This window comes from Tsukamurella ocularis (assembly GCF_965138335.1).
Lineage (GTDB): Bacteria > Actinomycetota > Actinomycetes > Mycobacteriales > Mycobacteriaceae > Tsukamurella > Tsukamurella ocularis_A.
Genome location: NZ_CBCSDV010000010.1, coordinates 39,761 through 66,281, shown reverse-complemented (window position 1 = coordinate 66,281; position 26,521 = coordinate 39,761). Strand labels below are relative to the sequence as shown.

The window sequence follows — 26,521 nt, the reverse complement described above, 5'->3', positions numbered from 1 at the left end:
TTCCCGACCGCGGAGTTCCCGCAACCGAACCGCAATGGGACAGATTCTTCAGATCTGTCCCAAATGTGTGTACAGTCGCTCCGAACGCCCGATCAGGAGGACGCGACATGACGGCTGTGCAGAACCGCACGGAGCTCGCCGAGCAGTGGCCCGCACCCGCGGAGCCGCACATGGTGGGCATCGACCCGTTCTTCGACGCCCCGTCGGGCTTCGAGGACGCGCCCGAGGGCACCGTGCTGCGGTACCGCGACGTGAGCATCGGCTTCCTCGGTCGGGTGAAGCAGAAGGTGCGCGCCACCCAGCTGCTCTACCGCACCGTGAACATGCACGGCGTCCCCGAGGTCACCGTCACCACGGTGATCAGCCCGCTGCGGGGCGCGAAGCCGGGTGCGCCGCTGGTCTCGTACCAGTGCGCGATCGACTCGCTGCACCCCAAGACCTTTCCCTCGTACGTGCTGCAGCACGGCGTCCGATGCGAGGACGCCTCGTTCCCGCAGATCGAGTACCTCTTCATCGCCGCGGCCGTCGCCAAGGGCTGGACCGTCTCGGTGCCCGACCACGGCGGGCAGACCGGCCGGTGGGGCATCCCCCGCGAGCCCGGCTACATGGTGCTCGACGGCCTGCGCGCCGCGCTCTCGCACGAGCCGCTCGGCCTCGCCGCCGACACCCGCATCGGCGTCTGGGGCTACTCCGGCGGCGGCCTCGCCACCTCCTGGGCGGCGGAGATCGCACCGTCGTACGCCCCGGAACTGAACCTGATCGCCGGCGCCGTGGGCGCGCCCGTCTCCGATCCGGGCAACGTCTTCGTCTACCTCAACAACACCCTGTTCACGGGCCTGCCGACGCTCGTGATCGCCGCGCTCGCCCGCGAGTACCCCACGCTCCGGGAGGTGCTGGCCGAGCACGTCGACGACAAGGGCCGCAAGCTGTTCTACGAGGACGCCCTCGAGTGGTCGCCCGAGCGGGCCATCCGCAAGATGGCGCACAAGGACTTCGGCTACTACTGCCCCGAGCTGACCTTCGACGAGGTCGCGCGGCTGCCCAAGCTGCTGGAGATCTTCGACGACATCCGGCCCGGGCAGTCCGCGCCCACGGTGCCGATGCTCGTGGTGCAGTCCACCAAGGACCAGATCTCCCCGGCCTCCGACGCCGAGGCGCATGTGGAGCGGTACGCGTCCGGCGGCACGCACGTCGAGTACCTCACCGACCAGTGGAGCGACCACTTCTCCATGCACTTCCTGTCGGCGCCGCTGCTGCTCGGCTGGCTCGCCGACCGGCTCGACGGCAAGCCCGTCGCCACGGCCGGCCACCGGCACAAGCGCACCATCATGGCCTCGCCGCGGCAGGTCGGCCGGACGCTGCGTCTCGTCGGGACTCTCGCCCGCGTGGGGCTCGCTCGCCGGATCTGACCGGGCTCGCCCGGCGTGCGGTCAGCGCGCGGGAGTCGTGGTGGTCGTCGTCGTGGCGGGCTTCGTGGTCGTCCGGGTGGCCGGCTTCGTCGACGTGGTCTTCGGCTCCTGCGCCCGGGTCGTCGTGACGGGTGCCTCGGTCGTAGTGGTCCGCGTCGCCGACGGTGTCGTGGTCTTCGGCTCGGTCGTCGTGGTCGTGGGCTTCGTGGTCCTCGATGTGGTGCGACCGGTGGACGACGGCTTCTCCGACGTCGTCGTGGTTGTCGTGCGATCCGTGGTCCGGGTCGTCGTCGCGGCACCGGTGCCGTCGGAATCGGTGGTCCGCGTCGTCGAGGTGGCGTCCGCGCCGGCGTTGGTCGTGGTCGTCTTCTTCGCCGTGGTGGTCGTGGTCGTCGCCGCGCGGCTGCGGCTCGTCGCGACGCTCACGTCGACGTCCTCGCCCAGCGCGCGCACCACGTCGGCCCTGGTCCCGTTGTAGACGGCCGCCCCGGCGATGGCCCGGGCGGAGGGGGCGAGCACCGTCTTATCCCGGTTCGGGTTCCACTCGCCGTCCGCGCCCGGGAGCGCGGTGACGACCTCGGTCCGGCCCGACGTGGGCATGGCGGCGAGGACCGTGCCCGGGTAGACGGGCGGCGGGGTGTAGCGCACCGTCGGCGTGACGTCGTACGCCAGCCACGGCGCGACGACCCGCGCCTGGTCCCGGGCCGCGACGGGGCGGCCGGGCGTGACCGCCCAGACCGGGAGGTACGGGTCGTCGCGGAACCGCGGGTTGGGGCGGGCGTGCGGGTTCTGTGGGATGTTCAGCCCGATCGAGACGGAGACGATCGGCTGCGGGCGCGGCCGGCTCCAGTCGCGCGGGTACACCCACATGACGGGGACGTCGGCCCGGAAGCCCGGTTCGTACCAGGGCTTGGGCCAGCTCGGACGCTCCCACGGCTTCGGCTGGCCGGGGTACCACGGGCGCACGCCGAGCTGGCGGCCGTACACGGTCCAGCACGTCTGCGACTGCACCTCGGCGCCCGCGACCCAGTCGTTCCACCGGCCGGTCTCGCAGATCTGCCGGTACACGCTGATCTGGTGCGGCGTGTAGTTCCACGGGCGGGTGTTCACGGGCCGGGTGAGCTGCGGCGGCGGGGGCGCGACCTCCTGCGGCGCGACGGGAAGGCCGGGAACGGGCGGCGCCTTCGGGTAGTAGACGGTGGCCCCGTCGTCGGAACTCGCGGTCACGGTGCCCTGCTCGAGACCGGCGTTCGCCACGGCCTGCGCGGCGATCGGGTCGCCGACCATCGAGACGCCCTTCTCGGGGACGGGCACACCGTCGGTCTGGAAAGCGCCCGGGTTCGAGGTGAAGTCGTCGCCGGTGACCTGGGAGAAGGCGATGGAGCTGTCCTGCTGATCGTCGCTCGTCCCGCACGCCGTGAGGGTGGTCGCGGTGAGGAGGGCGGCGGCCATCGCCCCCAGATGCTTCGCGTTCATGACGGACCCGTTCCGATCGGTCGGATTGCAGAAGCGCTGGTTTCCTAACGCCGATTACCAGCGACCAGTCGATCACGAGCCCTCGAGGCGGTCAAGCGACGCGGGTTACCGGATGCCGTCCCGCGCACGGGTCGATAGGGGATTCTGCTCGCCGCGAAATCCCAGGTAGGATGGCCCGCGTGATGCACAAGCACGCCGACAACACCGAGACGTCGCGCACGATCCGCATCTGGGGCTGGGTCGGCGCGGCCGTCGCGCTCGCGACCTCGCTGGTGCACCTGCCGATGCTGGGAGACAACAGCTGGGTGGTCTCCCTGATCGTCGCCGCGATGCTCATCGGCTGCGCGCACTGCTCCGTGTGCCTGTTCCGCAACCCGACGGTGAGCGCGTGGGTGCGGACCGCCGCGATGGGCGCGATCATGATCGCGCTGCACCCGGTGCTGATGTCGGCGATGGACTCGGGCATGGCGGGCATGGATCACTCCATGCCCGGGATGGACATGGGCGCGATGGGGCACTCGATGAGCTCGATGCAGCCGTGGATGACGCTGATGATCGTCTTCGCCGCAGCCGAGATCGTCGTGGCGGTCGCCGCGCTGAGCATGATCGCGCTGCGCAACCGGGCCGTTCGGTGACCAGCGTCACCAGCGCCCGGCGTAACGATCGGTGCGAGACCGGAGATAGGTGAAAGATGAACGCGAAGACTGACCTGAAGCGAGCGGGCCTGCGTCGTGCCGCCACTCTCACCGCCGCGACCTCGCTGGTCGTCGGCCTGACCGGTGGTGTCGCCATGGCCGACCCCGATACCACCACCAAGCCCACCGCGCCGTCGGCGGAGCTGCTGCTGAACTCCAGCGATTTCCCGGGCGGCTACATCGTGGTGCCGTCGCCGCAGCAGCGGCTGGCCAACGAGCTGGGCGCCGACCCGCTGACGCTCGCGAGCTCGGCGAAGGTCACCCCGCCGGAGTGCAAGAACATCCTCGCCGCCGCCAAGGGCGGCCAGGGCGACGGCGACACCGTCGCCGGCGTCCACGACCAGGACCGCAAGAGCCTGAGCGAGACGCTGGTCGCCAAGGACGTCGACGTCGACACGGTCAAGGTCGGCCTGCTCAAGATGTGCTCCGACGTGACCATCGAGACCAACGATCCTCGGGGCGGCACCATCAAGGTGCGCGCCATCACCAAGGAGGTCTCCTCGGACACGCAGAAGGCCACCTTCGAGATCGCCCTCGACGGCACGCGCTCCAAGGGCGCCGACTCCTTCCCGATCCACCAGAAGGTCCTCGTCGGCGTCGCGTCGCTGCGCGGCTACACGGTCGCGGTGCAGGGCACCAAGCTCGGCGGCGACCCGGACCGCGGCGAGTTCAACGGCTTCCTCGACAAGGCCGTGAAGAAGATCAAGGACGCGAAGTAGCTTGACGACGGTGGCGCAGGAGACCGACGCCGCTGCGATGACCGAAGGATCCCCGGGCGCACCGCGCACGGGCGGCATCGCAGCGCTCGCCGTCGGCTCCGTCGCCGCCGTCGCGGTGGTGATCTGGCTGATCGCCAGCGAGGGCGAGTTGCGGTACCTCGTCAACGGCAACGCCTACCCGGGTGCGCTCACCGCGTACGGGGCCGCCGTCGGCCGGGTCGTCGGCACCGTCGCCGCCGCCCTGACGTTCGGCGCCGTCGCGTACGCGGTCTTCCGGACCAAGGCCCTCGACACCGGCGAGCTGGGCCTGCGCGGGTACCTCACGCAGCTGCAGGCCCGACGGTACGCCGCCGTCTGGGCCGTCGTCTCGCTCCCGATGATCTTCCTGGCGGCCGCGGAGAGCGCCGCCCAGAACCTCGTCGACACCTACCGCGTCGGCGGTCTCGGCATCCTCATCTCGGCGTCGGACACCGCCAAGGGCTGGATCGTCTCGCTGGTCTGCGCCGTCGTCGTGTACGTCGCGCTGCGCACCGCGATGTCGTGGATGGCGCACCTGTGGATGCTCCTGCCGGCCCTCGTCGGCCTGCTCGCCACGGTGGTCACCGCGAACGAGGCGCAGAACTGGAACCACGACTACACGACCGCGGCTCTGACCACCCTCGGCGCGGTCGCGGCCCTGTGGCTCGGCGGGCTCTGGTCCGCGGTACGGCTCCCCGCGCGGCCCGAGCGCCGCTGGATCGGCCCGCTGTACGCCGCGCTGGCCCTGGCGAACGGCGTCGTGATCGCCCTGGTCATGGCGCCGGGCTCCGACCTGTGGGTCACCTGGTACGGGCTGCTGCTGCTCGCCACCGGCGCGCTCCTCCTCGCGGCGGGCGCGGCGCACTGGCTGCGTGCGCTGCCGGCCGCGGCGGCCCTGCTGACGGCGGCCTTCGGCACCGCGATCGCCGCGTCCGAGCTGACGCCGCCGCCCTTCCTGCGCAGCCGGCCGACCGTCGGGGAGAACTTCCTCGGTTACAACCTGCCGGACCCACCGAGCGCGATGGCCTTCCTCGGGAACTGGCGCCCCGACCTGAACCTCGCGCCGTTCGCGATCGCCCTCGCCGTCGGTTACCTGCTGCTGGTCCGGCGCACCACGAACTGGCCGTGGTACCGCACCGTCTTCTTCGTGCTCGGCTGCGTCTTCCTGCTCACCCTGACCAGCTCCGGGCTGCGCACCTACTCCAACGCCATGTTCAGCGTGCACATGGTGGTGCACATGCTGATGACGTCGATCGTGCCGGTCTTCCTGCTGCTGGGTGCGCCGATCACGCTGATGCGCGACACCCTGACCGGCGCGCCCGCACGGTGGCTCGCGACGGTGCTCGACTCGCGTTCCTTCGCCGTGCTCATGCGGCCCGTCGTGCAGCTCGGCCTGTTCGCCGCCGTGCTCTACGGGCTGTACTTCACGCCGCTCTTCGACAGCATCGGCCGGTACCACTGGGGCCACCTGGCCATCTACGCAGCGCTGCTGTTCACCGGCTTCCTGTTCTACTGGCGCGTCTTCCAGATCGACCCGGTGCCCGGCGAGCTGCCCTTCATCGGCCGCATCGGCATGCTGCTCGCGATGATGCCGATCACCATGGTCTTCGCGCTCATCGTGATGACGATGGACGGGCTCGTCGGCTCGCGCCTGTACCTGTACCTCGACTTCGCGTGGATGACGGACCTGCACCGCGACCAGTTCGTCGGCGGCGTCGTCGCCTGGGCCACCGACGAGGCCGCGATCGCCCTGGTCACCCTCGGCCTCGTGCTGCACTGGGCGTGGAGCAACCGCGACGAGGACTCCGAGCCCGAGTTGCTCTGAGAACCTCGCCGGGAATTCGACGTCCTGACTCGGACGAGTTGGCGTTTCGGCGCGGCTCCGTCAAGTGCGCGTAGCGGTAGCAGCATCAACTGCCCCTCTGACCACGTTCGTATCAAGGGGTCGTGGCTGCTGTGCCCCTCGTTGAATCAGCGTCCGCGGTCCTGATGAATTCATGAATACGCGAGGTGTTCGCGGTTCGCGTCATTCTGTGATTGCGCGACGTCGTTAGAGCAGACCCAGAACGAGGCGGTTCGGAGCCTGTGGGACGCAGTCCGGTCCGCGGCGGGTGAGCCGATCACGGATCAACGAATCACGGCCGGGACAGGTGGTTGGACAACTCGATGACCGACGACTGCGTCCGCTTGCGACTGATGCCCGCCGCAGGGAACCACACGTCCGCTCCAGGTGCGTCGTAGGCCCACAGCGGGCCGTGGAACGCTGAACTCGCGCCGAAGTACGTGACGTCGAGGCCGTAGTAGTCCGCCTTGTTGTACCAGGTGTCTCCGAGGGCGTTCCACTGCGCGTTGCTCGTGGGGTTCTGATCGTCGGTGTACCACCCGACCTCGCCGATCGAGCACTTCAGGCCGTGGTTGTAGCACCAACTGCCGAAGCGATCGAGGCGGCCGAGGAATCCGGTGTTGTAGCCGCGGTCCGCCCAGAAACTGCCCGCAGGGACTTCGTACGTCGCGCTCTCCTTGGCCGGGTTGTAAGTCTCGCCGTTGGAGCTGTCGCGCACCGGATACATATGGAGGGAGTAGACGATCTTGTTGAGCGGGTCGACGACCCAGCCGCCATTCGGATCTGTATCCCAGAGGTCCATCGACCAGTGGCAGCACAGAGACTCCACCCAGATCTTCTTGGCGTCATTGTTGGCGCGGATCGCCGCCACCACAGCGTTGATGAAGGTCTTGTACGTGGAGTACGGCTGATTGCCCGGGTACTGGACCTCAGGTCGTGTCGGGTGGTTGAACGCGATCGGCTCGTTGAACAGGTCGTACGCCAGGACGCTCGCATCGTTCGCGAATTCGGTGGACAGCTTTCGCCACACGTCGGTCGCGTCGGTGACTGTGAGTCCAGCGCCGCAGATCAGGGGAGGATTGGACGTCTTCGGCTTCGTCCACTCGCAGCCGTTGTGGAGGTCGAGGACGGTCTTCATACCTGCGATGCGGATCTTCGCCACCTCGGCCTTGATTGCGTTCCAGTACGCGGTATGGAAGGTGCGATTGCCCGTATCGAGGTTCGGCTGCAGAAAGTCCCAACTGATCGGGAGTCTTATCAGTTTATGGCCGGCCGCGGCGAGAAAATCATACGAGGACTGTGGCTCGCCGGTGCCGGCGACGGTGGGGTGGTCGTAGATCGTCACTGCTTGGGACATCATCGTGTGAATGTTGATCCCCCGCTGACCGTCTCCGACCGAAACGGCCGCGCGGACAGGAGCCGGGGCCCGGGTGCCCACAGTGAGCGCGAGCAGAAGTGTTATCGCGAGCGCGATGCCGACGTGTGCCGCCCGGCGCGGGCGTGAGCGAGTGGAGGCGGCTGCATCCGCCGCCGTCGTTGCTGCGTGACCCATCGCTGCTCCTTCACGACGTCCGCGCGGCGAAGTGCCGCGAGTCGCACGGTAGCACCCAATTCACATTTGCAACAGTCGTCACTTCAGTCTCAGGAGTGATCGCATGGATCGCCGCACTCGGTCTACGACGGGCGGGAGCGCTCTCCGTCCTCCGGGGGGGGCTATCGCGCGCCGAACTTGCGCAGGCGCAGGCTGTTCCACACGACGAAGAAGGAACTGAAGGCCATGGCGGCCGCGCCGATGAGCGGGTTCAGCAGCCCGGCCACGGCGACGGGGATCGCGGCGACGTTGTAGCCGAACGCCCAGATCAGGTTCGTCTTGATGGTTTTCAGCGTCGCGCGGGCGAGGCCGAGCGCGTCGGGGACCGCCGCGAGCTCCTCGCGCATCAGCACCACGTCGGCGGCGCCCTGCGCTACGTCGGTGCCGGTGCCCATCGCGAGCCCCAGATCGGCCGCGGCGAGCGCGGGCCCGTCGTTCACGCCGTCGCCCACCATCGCGACCCGCCGGCCCTCGGCCTGCAGCGTGCGGATCGCCTCGACCTTGCCGTCCGGAAGCACGTCGGCGCGCACGTCGTCGATGCCGACGAGCGCGGCGACCTTCGCGGCCGCGGCCGCGTTGTCGCCAGTGAGCAGCACCGTCCGGATGCCCGCGTCGTGCAGCCGGGAAACGGCGGCCGCGGCGTCGTCCTTGATGGTGTCGGAGACCTCGAGGACGGCGGCGACGGCACCGTCGACCTCCACGACGGCGACGGTCCGCCCGGCCTCCGCCGCGGCGTCGACCGCCCCGGAGAGCACGCCCGGCGCGACGAAGCGCGGCGAGCCGACCCGCACGACGGCACCGTCGACGACCCCGGTGGCGCCGAGGCCCGGGACGGCCCGGAAGTCCTCGACGGCGGGCAGATCGGAGCCCGCCCGCGCGACGACGGCGCGCGCGACGGCGTGCTCGGACGCCGCCTCGACCGCGCCGGCGAGCCGCAGCACGCCCTGCTCGGTGCACCCGGGCGCGACGCTCACGCCGGCCACCGAGAGCACGCCGGTGGTCACGGTGCCGGTCTTGTCGAAGACGACGGTGTCGATGGTCTCGGTGGCCTCCAGCGCCTGGTGCCCGCGCACGTAGACGCCGAGCTGTGCGCCGCGGCCGGACGCGACCATGAACGCGACGGGCGTCGCGAGCCCCAGCGCGCAGGGGCAGGCGATCACCAGGACGGCGATCGCGGACTTCACCGCGCTGTCGATTCCGCTGCCGATCAGCCAGCCCACGAAGGTCAGCGCAGCGATGGCGAAGACGCAGGGCACGAAGACGGCGGAGACCCGGTCGGCGAGGCGCTGCATCCGCGCCTTCGTGGCCTGCGCGTCCTCGACGAGGCGGAGCATCGCGGCGAACGTGGTGTCCTCGCCGACGGCGGTCGCGCGCACCGTCAACCGACCGTCCTGGCAGACGGTGCCGCCGACGACGCGGTCGCCCGGGCCCGCGGGCACGGGGCGGGACTCGCCGGTCATCGCGGAGTTGTCGACGAACGCCGACCCGGATTCGACGATGCCGTCCGTCGCGATCGTCTCGCCCGGGCGCACCACGAAGAGCTGCTCCTCGCGCAGTTCGCCGACGGGGATGCGCAGCTCGGAACCGTCGCGGACCAGAACGGACACCTCGCGGGCGCCGCGCGTGGCGAGCTCCCGCAGCGCGGAGGCCGCCTTCGCCCGCGCGGACGCCTCGAAGTACCGCCCCGCGAGCACGAAGACGGTGACGCCCATCGCGACCTCGAGGTAGATCGGGTCGGACGCGATGATCGCGTTCCAGAAGCCGTGCGGATCGGGCCGCTCGCGGCCGGGCGTGAGCACCGTGACCACCGACCAGGCGGTCGCCGAGATGATGCCGACCGAGACCAGCGTGTCCATCGTCGCCGCGCCGTGCCGCGCGCCCTGGAAGGCCCGCTTGTGCAGCGGCCACGCGCCCCAGGTCACGATGGGCAGGCTCAGCGCGAGCAGCACCCACTGCCAGCCGGGGAAGCGGGTCGACGGGATGATCGCGAGCACGACCGACAGGTCCGCGGCCGGCACGAACAGCACCAGCGAGACGATCAGCCGGCGCAGCACGTCGCGCCGCTCGCGCTCCTCGGCGAGGATCGCGCGGCGGGGGTTCGGGGACTTCGGCGCCGCGGTGTACCCGGCGGCCTCGACGGTGCCGGTCAGCTGGTCGACGGTCACCGTCGGCGCGTGCTCGACGGTGGCGGTCCGCGTGGCCAGATTGACCACGGCGCGCACCCCGTCGAGCTTGTTGAGCTTGCGCTCGACCCGGCCGACGCACGCGGCGCAGGTCATGCCGCCGACGTCGAGGAAGGTGCGTTGTGCCTGCTCCGGCGGCGCGGCGGCCGGAACGGGGGCCTGGTCGAGATCCGTCACCCCTCCAGTATCCACCCCGGCCGACCCGGGCCGAAAACGTGAAAGGCCTTGATACCGGCTCCCGGAATGGGGGGAGGAGGGGGAGCCGGTATCAAGGCTCAATCATGCAGCCACCGACGTGGGGGGAGACGTCATATGGCGGCCGCAGGACCCACGATACGGGGTATACGCGTACAGGTGCCACCTTTCGTGACATGCGTGTTCGCGTGCAGCTGCAAGTGCCAACGATTGTTGTCGCTAACTGCGGACGAGAACCTCCGTCAACACGTCGAGCGCGGCGTCGACGTCGACCCGCGCGTCGGCGCTCACGCCCACCATGTTGAGGAAGCCGTGCAGCGCTCCCGGAGCGAGCTGCGTGGTGGCGTCGACGCCCGCGTCGCGCAGCCGCTGCGCGTAGGCCGCGCCCTCGTCGCGCAGCGGGTCGAACCCGGCGACCACGACGTGCGTCCGACCGATGCCGTCGAGCCCGTCGGCGTGCCGAAGATCGAACTTCGGGTCCGTGTCCTGGCCCGGCTCCGGCGTGTACAGCTGCCGGAAGTACTCGATATCGGCCTTGGTGAGGAAGTAGCCGCTGGCGAACGTGTCGCGGCTGCGGTTCGCCGGGTCGGCGCCGGTCACGGGGTAGAAGAGCAGTGAGAACGCGGGCTGCGCGCCGCCGGCGAGGGCCAGCTCGCGGGCCGCGACGCCGGCGAGGTTGCCGCCCGCGCTGTCGCCCGAGACGGCCACCCGTGCGGGGTCGGCGCCCAGCTGGTCGGCGTGCTCGATGGCCCAGGCGGTCGCCGCGACGGCGTCGTCGGCGGCCGCGGGGAAGATCGTCTCCGGCGCGAGCCGGTAGTCGACCGACAGCACCCGCACCCGCGCCCGGTCCGCGATGTACCGGCACGGCGCGTCGTGGCTGTCGAGGTCGCCCAGCACGAAGCCGCCGCCGTGGAAGAAGACCACCAGCGGCGAGCCGGCCTCGAGCCCGACGGGCGTATAGAGACGCGCCGGAAGGGGGCCGGCGGCACCGTCGACCATGACCCCGCGCACGCCGACCGACGGGGCCGTGCCCGCGCCGACGGCCGCGCTGAGCATCCGCATCGACGCGCGCGAGTGGGCCACGTCGCGGACGCCGGCGAGCCCGTTGACGCCCTGCGCCTTGAGCATGAGCAGGGTGATCTGCGAATCGAGGTCCAGCTCGTTGCCCTCGACGGTCTGCGGAGTGCCGAGCCGCTGCTTGAGGTGCACGGGCAGCCCGAAGAGCAGCTTCGCGCCGCCCGCGACGAGCGGCGTCGGAATCTTCAGGGCCAGCTTCTGGACGAGTTCGGTGAGCGCCATGTCACTGATAGTAGGACGTGGCTCACATATCAGCGGCCGTGGCCTCAGTGGTCGCGCGGGCCGTGCTTGGCGATGTAGGCGGCGTGCAGGTCCGCCTCCTTCTCCCGGGCGATCACGTCGACGAGCTCGGGGTCCAGACCGTGATGGCGCAGCCGCCCGCGCCGGTAGATCTTGTTCAGCGCGATCGAGAAGTACACGAACGGGATGAAGATCGGCAGGGTCATCGTCGCGCGGTTCAGCACGGAGGTGTCGATGAACCAGAACGGGATCAGGATCAGCAGGCACGGGATGGCGAAGCGCACGACGGTGCGCAGCGCGGCGCGGGGGCCGGCGAGGTCGTTGGCGACCCACTCGTGCATCGATGGCGGCAGGACGCTCCGGCCGTAGGAGTACAGGACGTACTGCACGGGGTTGGGCTTGCTCGGACCGTCGTTCATGCCCCCATTGTCCCACTGCGCCTAGAATCGGACGTTGTGAGTCCCGGCAGAAACGATCAGACCGCGCAGAGCATCCTGTCTGCAGCGGTGTCGAGCATCGGCAGCGTCGGCATTTCGCGGACCACGATGGAGAACGTCGCGAACCTCGCGGGCATCGGCGTGGCGACGGTCTACCGCCGCTTCAACCGGAAGGACAACCTCGTCCAGCAGGCCATCCGGTACGAGGCCGAGCAGCTGCTCAAGACGGTGGAACAGCAGGTCCAGGGCCTGAGCACCGTCGAGGAGGCGCTCACCGAGGGCTTCGTCGCCTTCCTGCGCGAAGCGCACCGCCGGCCCCTGATCCGCGGGATCGGCGACGGCAACGTGGTCGTGGGCCTCCCGATGATCGCGCAGGGCGGCGGCATGGTCATCGAGATCGGCCGCGAGTTCGCCGCGAACATCATCGCCGGCTTCCAGTCCAGCGGTGAGCTCCCGGAGTTCGACCCCAAGCCGATCGCCGAGATCTTCGCCCGCGTCGGGCACTCGGTGCTGCTCGCGCCCGACGGCCTGATCAGCTTCGACGACCCCTACACCGCCGGCCGCGTGGTCCGCGAGTGCCTGATGCCCGCGATCGCGGCGCAGGCCGCGGCCGCGAGTGGTTCGGCCGCGGGCGGCGCGCAGTGATCCGCCCCGCCGTCCCGGCCGACGTGCCGGAGATCCTGGCGATGATCGCCGAGCTCGCGGCCTACGAGAAGGAGCCCGACGCCGCCGTCGCCACCGCCGAGCAGCTGCACGCCGCGCTGTTCGGGCCCGCGCCCGCCGTCTTCGCGCGCATCGCCGCCGAGCCGGGCCCGGAGGGGTCCGAGGCCGTGGTCGGGATGGCCGTCTACTTCCGCACGTTCTCCACCTGGACCGGTACCCACGGGATCTGGCTCGAGGACCTCTACGTCCGGCCCGGCGTGCGCGGTGGCGGCCACGGCACGAAGCTGCTCGCCGCGCTCGCGCAGGAGTGCCGGGTGGGCGGCTACGCCCGCCTTGAGTGGACCGTCCTCGACTGGAACGCGCCCGCGATCGGCTTCTACCGGTCCATCGGCGCGGTGCCGATGGAGGAGTGGACCACGCAGCGGCTCACCGGCGACAGCCTCGGGGCGCTCGCCGCACTCGCCGACGGCGCCGCATCGGTCGACGGGGCCTGATGGACGTCTTCGAGGCGATCCTGCGCCGACGCGACGTGCGCAACGAGTTCTCCGGCGAGCGGATCGACGAGGAGCGGCTCGTGCGGATCCTCGGCGCGGCGCACAGCGCGCCCAGCGTCGGGAACACGCAGCCCTGGGACTTCGTCGTGGTGCAGGAGCCGGCGACGCTCGCGCGGTTCGCCGGGCACGTCGGCGAGTGCCGCGACGACTTCGCCCGGTCGCTGCCGCCGGACCGCAAGGACACCTTCAACCCGATCGTCATCGAGGGCATCGAGTCGTCCCGCACCGGCGTCGTGGTCACCTACGACCCGACCCGCGGCGGCACGCACATCCTGGGCCGGCACACGATCGACGAGACCGGCCGGCTCTCCGTGGCGCTGGCCATCCAGAACCTGTGGCTCGCCGCCACCGCGGAGGGGATCGGCGTGGGCTGGGTGTCCTTCTACCAGGAGCCCTTCCTGCGCGCACTCGTCGACGTGCCCGAGCACGTCCACATCGTCGCGTGGCTGTGCGTGGGCCCCGTGACCGCCCTGCAGACGGTGCCCGACCTGGAACGATTCGGGTGGCGCGAGCGTCGCCCGCTGTCCGAGGCGATGCACCGGGAGCGCTACCCGGACGGGGATGTCGGCACGCATCGTTAGACTCGCATGTAATCAGCGAGGGGACGATTTCAGTGAGCATGTTCAACGAGCGCGTCGGCCGGCGCGCGGTCCTGGTCGGTGCCGCCGCGGCGGTGCCCCTGGTGGCCGCCGGCTGCACGATCGGCGACCTGACCGGTGGCGGCACGAGCGCCGGGCCGTCCACGCCCCCGCCCGATCCGGCCGAGGTCACCGTCGCGCCGGCCGACGGTGCCCAGGCCGTCAGCCCGATCGCCCCGGTCACGGTGTCGATCGCCAAGGCCGTCCTCGGCTCGGTCACGCTGACCGACGCGAAGGGCGTCGCCGTCGAGGGTGCGCTGTCGACGGACATGCTGACCTGGAAGGCGTCGAAGCCGCTCGAGTACAACGGGCAGTACACGCTGGTCGTGAAGTACGAGACGCTGGGCCAGCAGCGGGAGAAGCGCACGACCTTCGCCACGGTCGCCGTCGACGACACCAACAAGACGGCGCCGTACTTCGAGAACACGGGCGGCATGTCGCTCAACGACGGTGCCGTCTACGGCGTCGGGCAGGTCGCGGTCGTCCACTTCGACGAGCCGATCAAGGACCGGGCCATGGCCCAGAAGCTGCTCAGGGTCACCACGACCCCGCCCGTGGAGGGTGCGTGGATGTGGACCACCGACAAGACGGTGGCGTGGCGGCCCAAGGACTACTACCCGTCGGGCACCAAGGTGTCGATCGAGGTCAACGCGTTCGGCAAGGAGGTCAGCCCGGGGCTCTGGGGCGAGAAGGACATCGCGATCAACTTCTCGATCGGCGAGTCGCACGTCTCCATCGCCGACGACAACACCAAGCAGGTGCAGGTCTTCGTGAACGGCCAGATGGTGCGGTCGATGCCCACGTCGATGGGGCAGGGCGGCAACGAGGTCATCAACGGCCAGACGTTCCACTTCTGGACGCAGCGCGGCGTCTACACCGTGCTCGACAAGGCGAACCCGGTCATCATGGACTCCTCCACCTACGGGCTGCCGATCAACTCGCGGCTCGGCTACAAGCAGACCATCGGCTGGGCCACGCGCATCAGCAACGACGGCATCTACCTGCACGCGCTCGACAACATCGGCGCGCAGGGCGTCCGCAACGAGTCGCACGGCTGCCTCAACCTGAGCCCCGCGAACGCGCAGTGGTTCTTCGGGCTGTCGCAGCCGGGGGACGTGGTGGAGGTCCGCAACACCGGCGGCCCCGCGCTCGAGCAGTGGCAGAACGGCGACTGGTCCGTGCCGTGGGCCACCTGGGTCGCCGGCAGTGCGCTTCCCCCGGGGCAGCAGGGCGAGGCGGACCAGACCACGACCGCGGCGCCCTCGCCGTCGACGGTGCCGTCGTCCGGCGCGCCCGCGTCGGATACCCCCGGCAACTGAACACGCCCGCGACCCGCTGAGTTCGCGGCGGGGGTGTACCGCACGTGGTCGAGGAGTCGGTCGCGCGAGCGGACGACTCTCGGATTCTGTCCGTTGCGGACAGGTGCGCCGTGCAGAGTTTCTCGAGTGCACGACGGCGGCCCACGCAGCGCAGCCGGCGTGCGAATCGGCGGTCGTTCTTCGTTCGCCGTCGTCCCCCGCGCCGCGCCGAGAGGAGCGCCGGACGTTCGGTCCCCCATGAGAAGCCGGTCGTCTCGTGGGGGTTCAGCCGTCCCCCGCGCGGCGTCGCGTCCCCCATGGGAGGCCGCGGCGTTCGGTGGGGGAGTTGACGTCCCCCGCGCGGAGCCGGAGTCCCTCGGGCAGTCGCGCGTGTCCGAAACGGACAGAATCCGAGAGCGGCGCGATCGCGGACATCGCCCCACCGCCGGCTCGGCCCTCCCCGGCCCGCACCGTCGACGATGCCGGCCGCGCGGGCCCGGCCTACCCGGCGACGGCGGACCGTCGACCGCGCAGGCCGATCCAGGCGGCGCCGAGGCACGCCGCGGCGACGGCGACGGCGAACCAGGGGAAGATCGTCGCGGTGCTGTACTGCGTGGCGAGGTAGCCGGCGATCACGGTGGGCACGCCCATCGCCAGGTAGCCGAGCAGGTAGTAGGCGCTCATCACCTGGCCGCGGGCGTGCGCGGGCGCGACGGAGCCGAGGTGCCGCAGCGAGCCGCCGAAGGCCAGGCCGAAGGTGGCGCCGAGCAGGATCGTGTCGACCACGATGAGCCAGGTCTGCCCGTAGCGCACCGCCACCACCGCGAGGAGGAGCGAGGCGGCGAGGCCGATGTCGCCGACGATCGCGGTCGGCTTGGCGGGGTACCGGCCGCCGATGAACTGCGAGACCGCGGAGGCGATCGCCATCACCGCGACGAGGCCGCCGGTGAAGATCACCGAGCCGTGACCGGTGACGTGCTGCACCAGCGCGGGGTAGAGGCTGAGGAAGACGCCGAGCACCGACCACGCGGTGATGATGCCGATGCCGGAGAACCAGAAGTCGGCGGTGATCTCGCCGGGGACCCCCGGCCGGCTGAGGCGGACCCGCTCGCCGGTGCGCCCGACGTGCGGTTCGATCAGGGCGATCACGCCGAGCAGGATGGCGAGCACTACGACGCCCATCGTCACGAAGGGCGTCCGCAGCGGGTGCGGCGCGTACTGGGCGACGGCCGCGGCGCCGAGCGCGGTGGCGGCGATGCCGACGTTGAGGGCGACGCCCGACAGCATGCCGTTGCGGGCACCGTCGGTGGGCCGGACGTCGAGCAGGGCCGCGCCGGCGACCACGGTGATCGAGCCGATGGCCGCGCCGTGCAGGAACCGCGCGAGGATCAGCTGCCACTCGGCGCCGGCGAACAGGAACAGCAACAGCCCGACGAGGATCGTGCCCACCGCCGCGAGCAGCACCGGCTTGCGCCCGATGGCGTCGGAGATCGGCCCGACGGTCAGCGCCGCGCCCAGCGCCCCGATCGCGTAGACCGCGAAGACGACGGTGGTCGACAGCGCCGACAGATGCCATTGCTCCTGGTAGAGCGGGTACAGCGGCGACGGCAGCCCGGAGACGCCGAGGGCCAGCGCGAGCAGCGTGAGCAGGAGGGCGAAGGACCAGCGCTGCGGGTGGACGTGGGTCGACGGTGCCGCGACCTGCTGCGCCACGCTCATCGTTGCCTCCGGGTGTACGGTGGTGGTTCGACGATCGTCGAACCAGTGGCAACGGTACACCCGGTTCGACGAAGATCAAACCGTTATCTCAGGGAACGAGAATGATGACCGACGCGACCGCCGCCGTCCCGCTGCACTCCGTGCTCAGTGCGCTGGCCGATCCCGTGCGGCTGGAGATGGTGCGGCGCCTGCATCACGAACAGCGCCCGCTCGCCTGTGGCGAGCTCTACGACGGCGTCACGAAGGCCACCGCCAGCCACCACTTCAAGGTGCTGCGGGAGGCGGGCCTCACCCGGCGCGACGATCTGGGCGCGACGGCCCGGCAGCTGCTGCTGATCGACGAGGTGAACGCGGCGTATCCGGGTCTGCTCGACGCGGTGCTCCGGGCTGCGGATCGCGAGGCCGCCGAGCGAGGGGCGACAGCGCCAGCAGCACCAGCCACAGCGTGAGCGTGAGCACCTGCGTGCGCTGGGCCAGCCCCAGGTAGAGCGCCGGCTCGACCATCGCGGCCAGCGTCCACGCGGTCGCCAGCAGGTACGCGACCCCCATGCCGAGCGCCGCCCGCGCACCGTCGAACCCGCGACCGCGCCGCCACAGCCCCCACCCGAGCACGGCGACCGCCCCGCCGAAGCCCGCGATCCCCGACGAGACGGCGTGCCCGACGTGGGTGAGCGGCACCTGCCCGGCGGCCTCCCGTGCGGCGCAGGCGGCGTCGGCCGTGGGGGTGCAGGAGAGCGGCATCAGGGCGTCGCACATCGTCGCCGCGCCCAGGATCAGCAGCCCGGCGAGCGCGACCAGGCCGAGCCTCGGCACGGGGCGCGCGGCGCGGTGGCCGAGCGCCGCGGCGACGACGAAGGCCGTCCCCGCGAGCAGGTCGGTCGCGCGGAAGAACTGCGCGTACGGTTGCCCGGCCGCCCCGGCCTCGCTGACGTAGGAGTACAGCGGGCTCAACTGCGAGCCCAGCAGTGGCGCGATCATCCACGCGGAGTACAAGAACGCGCCCGCGAGCAGGATGAGACGGGCGCGACGCATGGCCCCAGACTACTGACCGCGCAGTTCGCGCAGGTAGGCGTTGTACGCCGCGCGTTCGTCCTCGTCCCGACGGTCCGCCCCCGCCCGCTCGGCGTCGCGCCGCTCGGACCGGCGCCAGCGCAGCGCGAAGAGGCAGGTGGTGATCATCGCCACGGGCTCGCCGTACGACCAGGCCAGGGCCCCCGCGATGGATTGATCGCGCAGCGGATCGATGCCCCACGCCGCCGGCGGGGCGGCGAACAGGGCGACCATCGGGGTGGTCGCCATCATGAGGATCACGCCGATGAAGACGTGCAGCGGCATCTCGATGAAGATGTCGAAGAAGCGCATGAGCCAGGAATCGCGGCCCGGCAACGGCCCGATCGACAGGATCGGAATGATGAACAACAGCCCGGCGCCGAGGAAGAAGGCCTGCAGGGCGGTGTGCCCGAGCCAGGTCCCGCCGATCGCGTCGACCACGCCGCCGAGGTAGACGCCGTAGTAGCTCACCAGGAACAGCGGGATCGTGAAGCCCGACTGCAGCAGGATCCGCGGGGCGGGGCTGCGCAGGAGGCCGAGCGCCGCCGCCAGCACGACCCTGCCGAGCCCACGGTGCGGCGTCGCGCGCAGCAGCAGCACGCCGGGCGCTCCGCCGACGAGGAGCGGCGGCACCAGGATCGACAGGGTGAGCTGCTGGAACATGAACGCGCTGAACAGGTGCCACGAATAGGCCTCGATGCGGAGGCCGGTGACGCCGGCGAGGACGAGGCACCCCAGCAGGAAGCTCACCACCCGCGCGGCCGGCCACCGTCGTCCCCTCCGGCGCACCGTCCGCACCCCCAGCAGGTACAGGCCCGCGGCGATCGCGGCCGCGACCGGCAGCACGGGGAGCGCGGGCGGGTCCCAGCCGAGCATGCCCAGGATCGAGGGTGCCGGCACCGGAGGGTCAGGAATCAGCACATGCGCATATTACTATATGAAGAATGACGACCCACACAGTGCTCGTGATCGAGGACGAACCGGCGCTCGCGCGGCTGACCCAGGAGTACCTCACCCGCGACGGCTTCGAGGTCACCACCGCCGCCGACGGCGAGCGCGGCCTCGCGCTGGCCCGCGAGCTCGACCCCGCCGTGATCCTCCTGGACATCGGCCTGCCCCGCCTGGACGGGCTGGAGGTGTGCCGCGCCGTCCGCTCCTTCAGCGACGCCTACGTCATCATGCTCACCGCCCGCGGCGACGAGCTGGACACGATCGTCGGTCTCTCGGTGGGCGCCGACGACTACCTGGTCAAGCCCTTCAGCCCGCGCGAGGTCGTGGCGCGGGTCCGGGCCATGCTCCGCCGGCCGCGCACCCGGCCCGACGGTGCCCCCGCCGCCCGCCGGTTCGGCGAGCTGACGATCGATCCGCTGGGCCGCGAGGTTCGGGTGGGGGAGCGGGTCGTGGAGCTCACGGCCACCGAGTTCGACGTGCTCGCGACCCTCGCGCGCAGTCCGAACGTCGCCTTCTCCCGGACCCGGCTCATCGAATCCATCTGGGGCGCAGGCTGGGTCGGCGACGAGCGGCTCGTCGACGTGCACATAGGGCGGGTGCGCCGCAAGCTCGGCGACGACGCCGGCGACCCGCGCTACGTGCGCACGGTGCGCGGCGTGGGCTACCGGATGGGACCGGGGTGAGGCCCGCGCGCGACGTCGGCATGGGCACCCGCGTGGGCGGCATGCTCATGGCGGTCTCCCTGGGGACGCTCGCCATGACGGCCGTGGTCGACTTCGTGGTGTGGCCCCTGATCCTGGGCCGCACCGACACGGTGTCGGTGAACGTGGTCGCGGTGGTCCTCGGATTCGGTTGCGCGGTGGCCTTCTCCGCCGTGGCGAGCGTCTTCTTCGCCCGCCGGCTGGGCCGCACGATGGCGAAGCTGGAGGGCGCGGCGCGGCAGGTCGCGGACGGCCGGTCGGGGGTGCGCGTCGCGCCTGTGGCGCTGGGGCCGGAGGCGGACGGGCTGGTGGCGGCGTTCAACGAGATGGCCGTGCAGCTCGACTCCAGCGATCAGTCGAGGCGCCGGCTGCTCGCCGACCTCGCGCACGAGATCCGCACGCCGGTCAGCGTTCTCGACGGCTATCTCGAGGGCATCGCCGACGGGGTGGTCGACCCCGATGCCGCGACCCTCGCCATGCTGCGGACCCAGACCACCCGCCTCGCGCGGCTCACGGACGACGTGCTGTCGGTCTCGCACGCCGAGGAGGGCGCGCTGAACCTGCGGCCCAGTGCGGTCGACGTGGCGGAGGTGCTCGAGGCGGCCGCGGCGGCGGCGCGGCGGGCGTACGCCGACAAGGGGGTCCGGTTGCACGTGCGGATCGGCGCGGGCGCCCGCCGCTCGATCCGCGCCGACCGGCAGCGGCTCGATCAGGTGCTGGCGAATCTGCTCTCGAACGCGGTGCGGCACAGCGATCCCGGCGGGGCCGTCGAGCTCGAGGCCGACGGCCACCCGCACCGCCGGATCCGGATCGCGGTGGTCGATCACGGCGACGGCATCGCCCCGGAGCACCTGCCCTGGATCTTCGAGCGCTTCTACCGCACCGACGTCGCCCGCGATCGCGACCACGGCGGCAGCGGCGTGGGCCTGACGATCAGCCGCGCTCTCGTGGCCGCCCACGACGGGCACATGTGGGTGGAGTCCGACGGCCCCGGCCGCGGCGCGACCTTCGCCTTCACACTCCCCGCGCCCTGATCGCCGCTTCACGGAACCTTCACGGCATCGCGGTGGGGCGGCCACACCGCGCCGCCACAGTGGTGGGCATGCAGGAGAAACTCAGAGACATAGCGCGTTTCGACGGGCCGTCGTCGATCGTCGTCTTCCTCGTCGCGCTGCCCCTGTCCCTCGGCATCGCGCTCGCCTCGGGTGCGCCGCTCATGGCGGGCCTCATCGCGGGCGTGGTCGGCGGCATCGTCGGCGGACTCATGGGCGGCTCACCGCTGCTCGTCAGCGGCCCCGCCGCGGGCCTCACGGTGGTGGTCGCCGAGCTCATCGCGACGTTCGGCTGGAAGGTCACCACCGCGATCACCGTCGCCGCGGGGCTCGTGCAGATCGGCCTGGGGCTCAGCCGGATCGCCCGTGCCGCGCTGGCGATCTCGCCGGTCGTGGTGCACGCCATGCTCGCCGGCATCGGCGTGACGATCGTGATCCAACAGGCGCACGTCCTGCTCGGCGGATCCTCGCGCAGCTCGGTGCTGCAGAACCTCGCGGAGCTGCCCGCGCGGATCGGCGCCCTGCACTGGCCCGACCTCGCCATCGGCCTGGTGGTGATCGCGGTGATGGTGCTCTGGCAGAAGCTGCCCGCGGCGTGGCGCCGCGTGCCCGGCGCGCTGGTCGCGGTGACGGCCGCGACGGTCCTCTCCCTCGTGGTCCCGATGAACGTCGAGCGGATCCGCCTCAACGGCTCGCTCATCGACGCGATCGGCCTGCCGGCGATGCCCACCGGGGACTGGGGCGCCGTCGCCCTGGGCGTCCTCACCGTCGCGCTCATCGCCAGCGTCGAGTCCCTGCTGTCCGCGGTCGCCACCGACCGCATGCACGACGGCCCCAAGACGAATCTCGACCGCGAGCTCGTCGGCCAGGGCGCCGCGAACGCCGTCTCCGGCCTGCTGGGCGGCCTCCCCGTCACCGGCGTCATCGTGCGCAGCGCCACCAACGTCGCCGCCGGGGCCCGCACACGCTGGTCCGCGGTGCTGCACGGGGTGTGGCTGTTGCTGTTCTCCGTCGCGCTCGCGGGCCTCGTCGAGAAGATCCCCACCTCCGCGCTCGCGGGCCTGCTCATGGTGATCGGCGTGCAGCTGGTGAAGATCTCCCACATCCGCACCGCTCGCCGCACCGGCGACCTGCTGGTCTACGCCGTCACCATCGGCGGCGTGCTGTTCCTCAACCTGCTCGAGGGCGTGCTCGCCGGCCTCGTCGTCGCGCTCGTCCTGGTCCTGTGGCGCGTCGCGCGGGCCCACATCGAGGCGGAGGTCGACGGTGCCGGGCGCTGGCACGTCACCGTCGACGGAACGCTGTCCTTCTTCTCCCTGCCGCGCCTGACGCGGGTACTCGCCGGCGTCCCGCCGGCGCAGGACGTCGCGATCGAGCTGACCGTCGACTTCCTCGACAACGCCGCGGCCGAGGAGATCCAGGAGTGGGCGCGCCGGTACCGGGCCGCGGGCGGCACCGTCACCATCGATGACCTGGGCGGTGCGGCGCTCGACGCGGCCGCCACCCGCACGCCCCGTCGGACCACCGAGCGCCCCGCCGAGCGCGGCCTCCTGCCCTGGCGCGCGCACGCGCGCGGCGGCCTCGCCGACGGCATCGCCCGCTACCACCGCCGCCACGCGTCGCTGCTCAGCGACGACTTCGATCAGCTCAGCGGCGGACAGAAGCCGGAGGCGCTCTTCCTGACCTGCGCCGATTCCCGCGTCGTGCCGAACGTGATCACCGGCAGCGGCCCGGGCGATCTGTTCACCGTCCGCAACGTCGGCAACCTCGTCCCGCCCGCGGGCGCCGACCCGTCGATCGAGGCCTCGCTGGCCTACGCGGTCGGGCAGTTGGCGGTGCGGCAGATCATCGTCTGCGGCCACTCGACGTGCGGCGCGATGGGCGTCGCCCTGGAATCGCCCGTGGTGCCCGCGACGATCCGGCGGTGGATCGCGCACGCGGCGCCCTCGACCGAGGCCTTCCGCACCGGCCACCCCGTGCGCGAGGCGGCATCGGACCTGGGCTTCGGCGCGGTCGACCAGCTCGCTCTGGTCAACGTCGCCGTGCAGGTCGCCGCGGTGGCCGAGCACCCGCTGGTCCGCGACGCGGTCGCCACGGGGCGGGTCGAGGTGATCGGCCTGTTCTTCGACATCGCGTCCGGCCGGGTGCTGCACGTGACGGGTTCGGCGGTCGTCGAGGCGGACACCCTCACCCACGCCTGACGACGCGCCGGCGCGGCGCCGCGGACCTCACCCCGCGGCGCCGCGCGTTCCGGCTGCACGGGCCCGCGGATTGCGACACGGCTGTGACATTCGTGGGGCGGAACGGAGGTGGGCGGGCGACGATGGGGGACAATGCTCGGCGTCATGTTCGCAACCACACGCCCCTGGACCGCCGCGACGGCGGCCGTCGTCGCCGCGCTGGCGCTGGCCGGGCTCTACCTCGCGGTGGTCGGTACGCCGGCGGGTCAGCAGGTCGACCACGAGCTCATGCGGTCGATCTCCGCCGCGTTCGGGGTGGAGAACCCCGTCGAGGGAGCGCTGGGCCGGTACCAGCTCCCGATGCTCGCGGCCGGCGGACTCCTCGTCGCCGCCGTCGTCGCGAGCCGCCGGTCGAAGACGGTCGCCGTCTCCGCCGCGCTCGTCCTCGGCGCGACGGTCGCCGGCGCCTTCGTCCTCAAGGCGCTGCTCGACCGCCCGACGTTCGGCATCGGCCCCGAGCTCAACTCGTTCCCGTCGAACACCGTCGCCGTGGTGGCCGCGCTCGCCGTGATCCTCGTCGGGTCCGCCGCGCGGCCCTACCGGTCCCTGGCGGTGCTCCTCGCCGCTCCCGCCGGCTTCGTCGTCTCCGTGCTGGTCGTCGCGCAACAGTGGCACCGGCCCGGCGATGTCCTGGGAGCATGGTTGGTGGCCGTGGCCGCCGCCGCGGTGGTCCGGGTCGGCCAGGCCGCCTGGGCCTGGACCTCCGACGTGGAAGGGAGCCTCACGGGTGGTCAGGCTGCTGCTCATCGAGGATGACCCGGCGATCGTCGATGCGCTGACACTCGCGCTCGGCCGGCTCGACCACACCGTTGAGCACCTGGCCGCGGCCACCGAGGACCTCGAACAGCGGGTGGCCGCCGCCGATGCGGTGATCCTCGACGTGGGGCTGCCGGGCGAGGACGGCTTCGCCGTGTGCCGCCGCATCCGGCGCTCCAGCACCGTCTCGATCCTCATGCTGACCGCCCGCTCCGACGACATCGACACCGTCGCCGGCCTCGAGGCCGGGGCCGACGACTACGTGGTCAAGCCCGTCAGCCCCCGCGTACTGGACGCCCGGATCAAGGCCGCGCTGCGCCGCACCGCGCCCGCGGAACCCGCCCCGGCACCGTCGAGCGCAGCCGCGGCACCGCCCGGCGACGGCCCGTTGACCGTCGACCGGTCCGGCGCCGAGGTGCTGCGCGACGGTGCGCCCCTGCCGCTCACCCCCACCGAGAAGCGGCTGATGTACGCCTTCGCCGACCACCCCGGCCAGGTGCTCAGCCGGGAGCAGTTGCTCGCGATGGCCTGGAACCAGGACTTCCTCGGCGACTCCCGGCTGGTGGACAACGCGATCCTGCGGCTGCGGCCGAAGATCGATCCGCCCGACGGGAACAGCCACATCGAGACCGTGCGCGGTTTCGGCTACCGGTTCCGGCCGACGCCGTGATCGCCGGCCTGCGCACCAGGATCCTCGCGATCATCGTGATCGTGACCTGCCTGACCGCGGGCGTCACCGGCGTCGCCGTCGCGGTGGTGGTGCGGGACTGGGTGTACCAGGACGCGCAGGACGCCGTGCTCACCACCTTCCGGCACGACATGGAGAACCTCGAGCGTCAGGGCATGCGGGAGCCGGGCAGCGGCGGGGCGCCGGGCCGGTCGAGCTCCGCGGGCATCTACGAGTCGCTCCCGGGCGATTACACGGTCGAGGTCGGCGGCGAGACGGTCCGGCAGGGATCCGCGCCCCCGCAGGACTTTCCCGGGGCGATGCGCCGTGAGCTCGAACGGGTGCCGTCGCTGTACCGCTTCCAGCGGTTGCCGGACGGGAAGGTGCTGGTCGCGCACAGCGTTTCCCGGCCGACGATCTTCAACGCCGAGAGTGTGGTGATCTACGCCGTGCAGCCGCTCGAGGACGTCGGGCCGCGGCTGAGCCGGCTCACGCTGTTGGTCGTGGTCGCGGTGGGCGGCAGCGCGCTGCTCGGGATCCTCGTGGCGCTGGTCGTCGCGCGCACCGTGATCCGGCCGCTGAGCCGGATCCAGTCCGTCGCCGCGCGCGTCACGGACGGCGACACCGAGGCCCGCCTCCCCGCGACCGACGTCACCGAGCTGCGGGACCTCACCGACACCTTCAACTCCATGCTCGACCGGCAGAACGAGTCGATCGACGTCCTGCGCCATCAGGACGCGCGGTCGCGGCGCTTCGTCGGCGACGTCTCGCACGAGCTGCGCAGCCCCCTCGCCGCCCTGGTCCCCGCGGCCGAGGTGCTGCGCGAGGAGGCCGCCGCGCTCGGCCCCGATTCCGACCTGCGGCGCGCCTCCGAGCTCGTCGCCTCGGAGGTCGACACCCTGGCCGGGCTGGTCGACGACCTGCTGGAGATGACGCGCCTCGATGCGGGCGCCGCCGAGGTCCGGCGTGCGCCCTTCGAGCTGGTCGGTGCGCTGCGCGAGGCTCTCGCCGCGCGTGGCTGGCAGGCCGTCGCGGTCGACGGTGCGCCGGTCGTCGTCGAGTCCGATCGCCGTCGCGTGGTCGCGGTGGTGACCAACCTCGTCGGCAACGCGGTCCGGCACGGCGCGCCGCCGGTGACGGTCGCCGTCGCTGCCGGGCCCGGCGGCACCGCGGTCGAGGTGCGCGACCACGGGCCGGGCGTGCCGCCCGGCGACGAGGAGCGGGTCTTCGGGCGCTTCGCCAAGGCCCAGGAAGCCCGCTCGCGCGGCGCCGGCGGTGGCGCGGGCCTGGGGCTCGCGATCGCCCGGGACAACGCGCGCCTGCTGGGCGGCGACGTCGACTACCGGCGCGACGGCGCGACCACCGTCTTCCGCCTCCGGCTCGCCCGGTAAATTCGGGTCATGCGCGTTGCGGTGATCGACTCGGGTTTCGGGATGGTCAACTACGCGGACGCCCTCTCCCGCGTGCGGCCCGACACCGAGCTGGTGCTGGCCCGGGACCCCGACAACATGCCCTACGGCCTGCTCGAGCCCGCCCGGATCTCGGAGTGCGTCGTCGCGATGGCCGGGGCGGCCGCCCGACACGACGTGGACGCGATCATCGTCGCCTGCAACACCGGCTCGATGTATGCGCTGGAGGCGGCGCGCGCCCGGTTCGAGCCCGCGATCCCCGTGGTCGGGGTGGTACCCGCCATCCGCCCCGCAGGGTCGACGGGGCGGCCCTTCGCGGTCTGGGCGACGGCCGCCGCCACGGTGAGCGACTACCAGACCTCGCTCATCGACGCCTTCGCCGATCCGGCCCTCGCCCACCGGATCCCCTGCTACGGCCTGGCCGAGGCGATCGACTCGGGCTCACCGGAGCGCGTGACGGCGGCGATCGACGCGGCCGCCGCGGCGACTCCGGCGGACATCGAATCGGTGGTGCTGGGCTGCACGCACTACGGGCTGGTCAGGGAGCCGATCGTGGCCGCGTTGCGCGCGCGGACCGGGCGGGACGTCGCCGTCTTCGACTCGCCGGAGCCCGTCGCGCGGCAGGCGCTGCGCCGGCTCGGTGTGGAACCCGGCGGACCGAGCGGGCTGGGCGAGGTCGTGGCCGTGCTGGAGTCCGGCCGCCCGGGCGCGCTGCCCGCATCGCTCGCCGCGTATCCGGCCGGGCGGCTGCTGCTGCAGCGCTGCGGGTCGCCGCACGAAAACGCGGTGACAAAAGAATCGCGATGAGATATATGCATCATCGCAACTCTCCTGTATCCTGAGAGAGCACTGACCGCAGCTGACTCGCTCGCTGCGGTCAGTAGTCATTTGCAGGGCTTTTGATCTCTCAAGTTAGCCCGCGCTCTCTCAGGTGAAGCCT

At 71.7% G+C, this 26,521-nt stretch carries 23 protein-coding genes and 1 pseudogene; 16 read left to right on the top strand and 8 right to left on the bottom strand.

Annotation, left to right across the window (positions count from 1 at the left end; translation table 11 throughout):
* Positions 1–107 precede the first annotated feature (107 nt).
* Complete coding sequence (locus ACNAYW_RS11255) at positions 108–1,409, top strand: lipase family protein (protein WP_415849779.1); 1,302 nt, start codon at positions 108–110, stop codon at positions 1,407–1,409.
* Positions 1,410–1,430: 21 nt separating this feature from the next.
* Here ACNAYW_RS11255 and ACNAYW_RS11250 read toward each other — a convergent pair whose 3' ends face one another.
* Complete coding sequence (locus ACNAYW_RS11250; RefSeq protein ID WP_415849778.1) at positions 1,431–2,885, bottom strand: hypothetical protein; 1,455 nt, start codon at positions 2,883–2,885, stop codon at positions 1,431–1,433.
* A gap of 179 nt (positions 2,886–3,064) precedes the next feature.
* Between ACNAYW_RS11250 and ACNAYW_RS11245 the strand changes: the two genes are divergently transcribed.
* The 3 genes from ACNAYW_RS11245 to ACNAYW_RS11235 are packed head-to-tail and all read left to right on the top strand — an operon-like array spanning position 3,065 to position 6,142.
* Positions 3,065–3,520, top strand: coding sequence for a hypothetical protein (locus tag ACNAYW_RS11245; protein WP_415849777.1), 456 nt, complete (start codon positions 3,065–3,067; stop codon positions 3,518–3,520).
* Positions 3,521–3,576: 56 nt separating this feature from the next.
* A complete protein-coding gene (locus ACNAYW_RS11240) occupies positions 3,577–4,299 on the top strand; it encodes a hypothetical protein (RefSeq protein WP_415849776.1) in 723 nt (240 codons plus the stop codon).
* A gap of 10 nt (positions 4,300–4,309) precedes the next feature.
* Positions 4,310–6,142 (top strand): cytochrome c oxidase assembly protein, encoded by a 1,833-nt coding sequence (locus tag ACNAYW_RS11235; RefSeq protein ID WP_415849775.1) that lies wholly within the window; start codon positions 4,310–4,312, stop codon positions 6,140–6,142.
* Between the two features lie 310 nt (positions 6,143–6,452).
* On the opposite strand, the gene ACNAYW_RS11230 is transcribed toward ACNAYW_RS11235, so the two are convergent.
* The 4 genes from ACNAYW_RS11230 to ACNAYW_RS11215 all read right to left on the bottom strand — a co-directional run bounded on the left by ACNAYW_RS11230 (position 6,453) and on the right by ACNAYW_RS11215 (position 11,865).
* A complete protein-coding gene (locus ACNAYW_RS11230; protein ID WP_415849774.1) occupies positions 6,453–7,712 on the bottom strand; it encodes a glycoside hydrolase family 5 protein in 1,260 nt (419 codons plus the stop codon).
* A 161-nt stretch (positions 7,713–7,873) separates the two neighbouring features.
* Positions 7,874–10,111 carry a heavy metal translocating P-type ATPase gene (locus tag ACNAYW_RS11225; RefSeq protein WP_415849773.1) on the bottom strand — a complete coding sequence of 746 codons (2,238 nt, stop codon included), beginning with the start codon at positions 10,109–10,111 and terminating at the stop codon, positions 7,874–7,876.
* Positions 10,112–10,348: 237 nt separating this feature from the next.
* Positions 10,349–11,428 carry an alpha/beta hydrolase gene (locus tag ACNAYW_RS11220; protein ID WP_415849772.1) on the bottom strand — a complete coding sequence of 360 codons (1,080 nt, stop codon included), beginning with the start codon at positions 11,426–11,428 and terminating at the stop codon, positions 10,349–10,351.
* A gap of 44 nt (positions 11,429–11,472) precedes the next feature.
* On the bottom strand, positions 11,473–11,865 hold the full coding sequence (locus tag ACNAYW_RS11215; protein WP_415849771.1) for a DUF5313 domain-containing protein: 393 nt from the start codon (positions 11,863–11,865) through the stop codon (positions 11,473–11,475).
* Between the two features lie 36 nt (positions 11,866–11,901).
* On the opposite strand from ACNAYW_RS11215, the gene ACNAYW_RS11210 reads away from it, so the two are divergent.
* From ACNAYW_RS11210 to ACNAYW_RS11195, 4 genes are read left to right on the top strand one after another with little or no spacing between them, the layout of a single operon-like run.
* Complete coding sequence (locus ACNAYW_RS11210) at positions 11,902–12,528, top strand: TetR/AcrR family transcriptional regulator (RefSeq protein ID WP_415849770.1); 627 nt, start codon at positions 11,902–11,904, stop codon at positions 12,526–12,528.
* Positions 12,525–13,040 (top strand): GNAT family N-acetyltransferase, encoded by a 516-nt coding sequence (locus ACNAYW_RS11205; RefSeq protein WP_415849769.1) that lies wholly within the window; start codon positions 12,525–12,527, stop codon positions 13,038–13,040. The genes ACNAYW_RS11210 and ACNAYW_RS11205 overlap by 4 nt, the downstream gene beginning before the upstream one ends.
* Entirely contained in the window at positions 13,040–13,681 is a 642-nt protein-coding gene (bluB, locus tag ACNAYW_RS11200; RefSeq protein WP_415849768.1) for a 5,6-dimethylbenzimidazole synthase, read from the top strand. Before ACNAYW_RS11205 ends, bluB begins: the two co-directional genes overlap by 1 nt.
* A 38-nt stretch (positions 13,682–13,719) precedes the next feature.
* The gene (locus ACNAYW_RS11195; RefSeq protein WP_415849859.1) at positions 13,720–15,057 is read left to right on the top strand and encodes a L,D-transpeptidase; all 1,338 of its coding nucleotides are present in this window, start codon (positions 13,720–13,722) and stop codon (positions 15,055–15,057) included.
* Between the two features lie 480 nt (positions 15,058–15,537).
* Here ACNAYW_RS11195 and ACNAYW_RS11190 read toward each other — a convergent pair whose 3' ends face one another.
* The gene (locus tag ACNAYW_RS11190; protein ID WP_415849767.1) at positions 15,538–16,755 is read right to left on the bottom strand and encodes an MFS transporter; all 1,218 of its coding nucleotides are present in this window, start codon (positions 16,753–16,755) and stop codon (positions 15,538–15,540) included.
* Positions 16,756–16,856: 101 nt separating this feature from the next.
* Between ACNAYW_RS11190 and ACNAYW_RS11185 the strand changes: the two are divergent.
* Positions 16,857–16,991, top strand: a pseudogene (locus tag ACNAYW_RS11185) (ArsR family transcriptional regulator); the annotation flags it as partial.
* A 52-nt stretch (positions 16,992–17,043) separates the two neighbouring features.
* On the opposite strand, the gene ACNAYW_RS11180 reads toward ACNAYW_RS11185, so the two are convergent.
* Entirely contained in the window at positions 17,044–17,787 is a 744-nt protein-coding gene (locus ACNAYW_RS11180; protein WP_415849766.1) for a DUF998 domain-containing protein, read from the bottom strand.
* Between the two features lie 9 nt (positions 17,788–17,796).
* Positions 17,797–18,681: a cytochrome c oxidase assembly protein gene (locus ACNAYW_RS11175; protein ID WP_415849858.1), complete on the bottom strand. Its 885-nt coding sequence runs from the start codon at positions 18,679–18,681 to the stop codon at positions 17,797–17,799.
* Between the two features lie 68 nt (positions 18,682–18,749).
* Here ACNAYW_RS11175 and ACNAYW_RS11170 point away from each other — a divergent pair, with 68 nt between their 5' ends.
* From ACNAYW_RS11170 to ACNAYW_RS11140, 7 genes are all read left to right on the top strand, one after another.
* A complete protein-coding gene (locus ACNAYW_RS11170) occupies positions 18,750–19,439 on the top strand; it encodes a response regulator (RefSeq protein WP_415849765.1) in 690 nt (229 codons plus the stop codon).
* A complete protein-coding gene (locus ACNAYW_RS11165; protein WP_415849764.1) occupies positions 19,436–20,491 on the top strand; it encodes a sensor histidine kinase in 1,056 nt (351 codons plus the stop codon). Before ACNAYW_RS11170 ends, ACNAYW_RS11165 begins: the two co-directional genes overlap by 4 nt.
* Positions 20,492–20,559: 68 nt before the next feature.
* Complete coding sequence (locus tag ACNAYW_RS11160) at positions 20,560–22,710, top strand: solute carrier family 23 protein (RefSeq protein ID WP_415849763.1); 2,151 nt, start codon at positions 20,560–20,562, stop codon at positions 22,708–22,710.
* 144 nt (positions 22,711–22,854) lie between these two features.
* Entirely contained in the window at positions 22,855–23,505 is a 651-nt protein-coding gene (locus ACNAYW_RS11155) for a hypothetical protein (protein ID WP_415849762.1), read from the top strand.
* A complete protein-coding gene (locus ACNAYW_RS11150) occupies positions 23,477–24,175 on the top strand; it encodes a winged helix-turn-helix domain-containing protein (RefSeq protein ID WP_415849761.1) in 699 nt (232 codons plus the stop codon). The genes ACNAYW_RS11155 and ACNAYW_RS11150 overlap by 29 nt, the downstream gene beginning before the upstream one ends.
* The gene (locus ACNAYW_RS11145; RefSeq protein WP_415849760.1) at positions 24,172–25,563 is read left to right on the top strand and encodes a sensor histidine kinase; all 1,392 of its coding nucleotides are present in this window, start codon (positions 24,172–24,174) and stop codon (positions 25,561–25,563) included. Before ACNAYW_RS11150 ends, ACNAYW_RS11145 begins: the two co-directional genes overlap by 4 nt.
* Before the next feature lie 9 nt (positions 25,564–25,572).
* Positions 25,573–26,388: a glutamate racemase gene (locus ACNAYW_RS11140; RefSeq protein ID WP_415849759.1), complete on the top strand. Its 816-nt coding sequence runs from the start codon at positions 25,573–25,575 to the stop codon at positions 26,386–26,388.
* Positions 26,389–26,521: the final 133 nt, after the last annotated feature.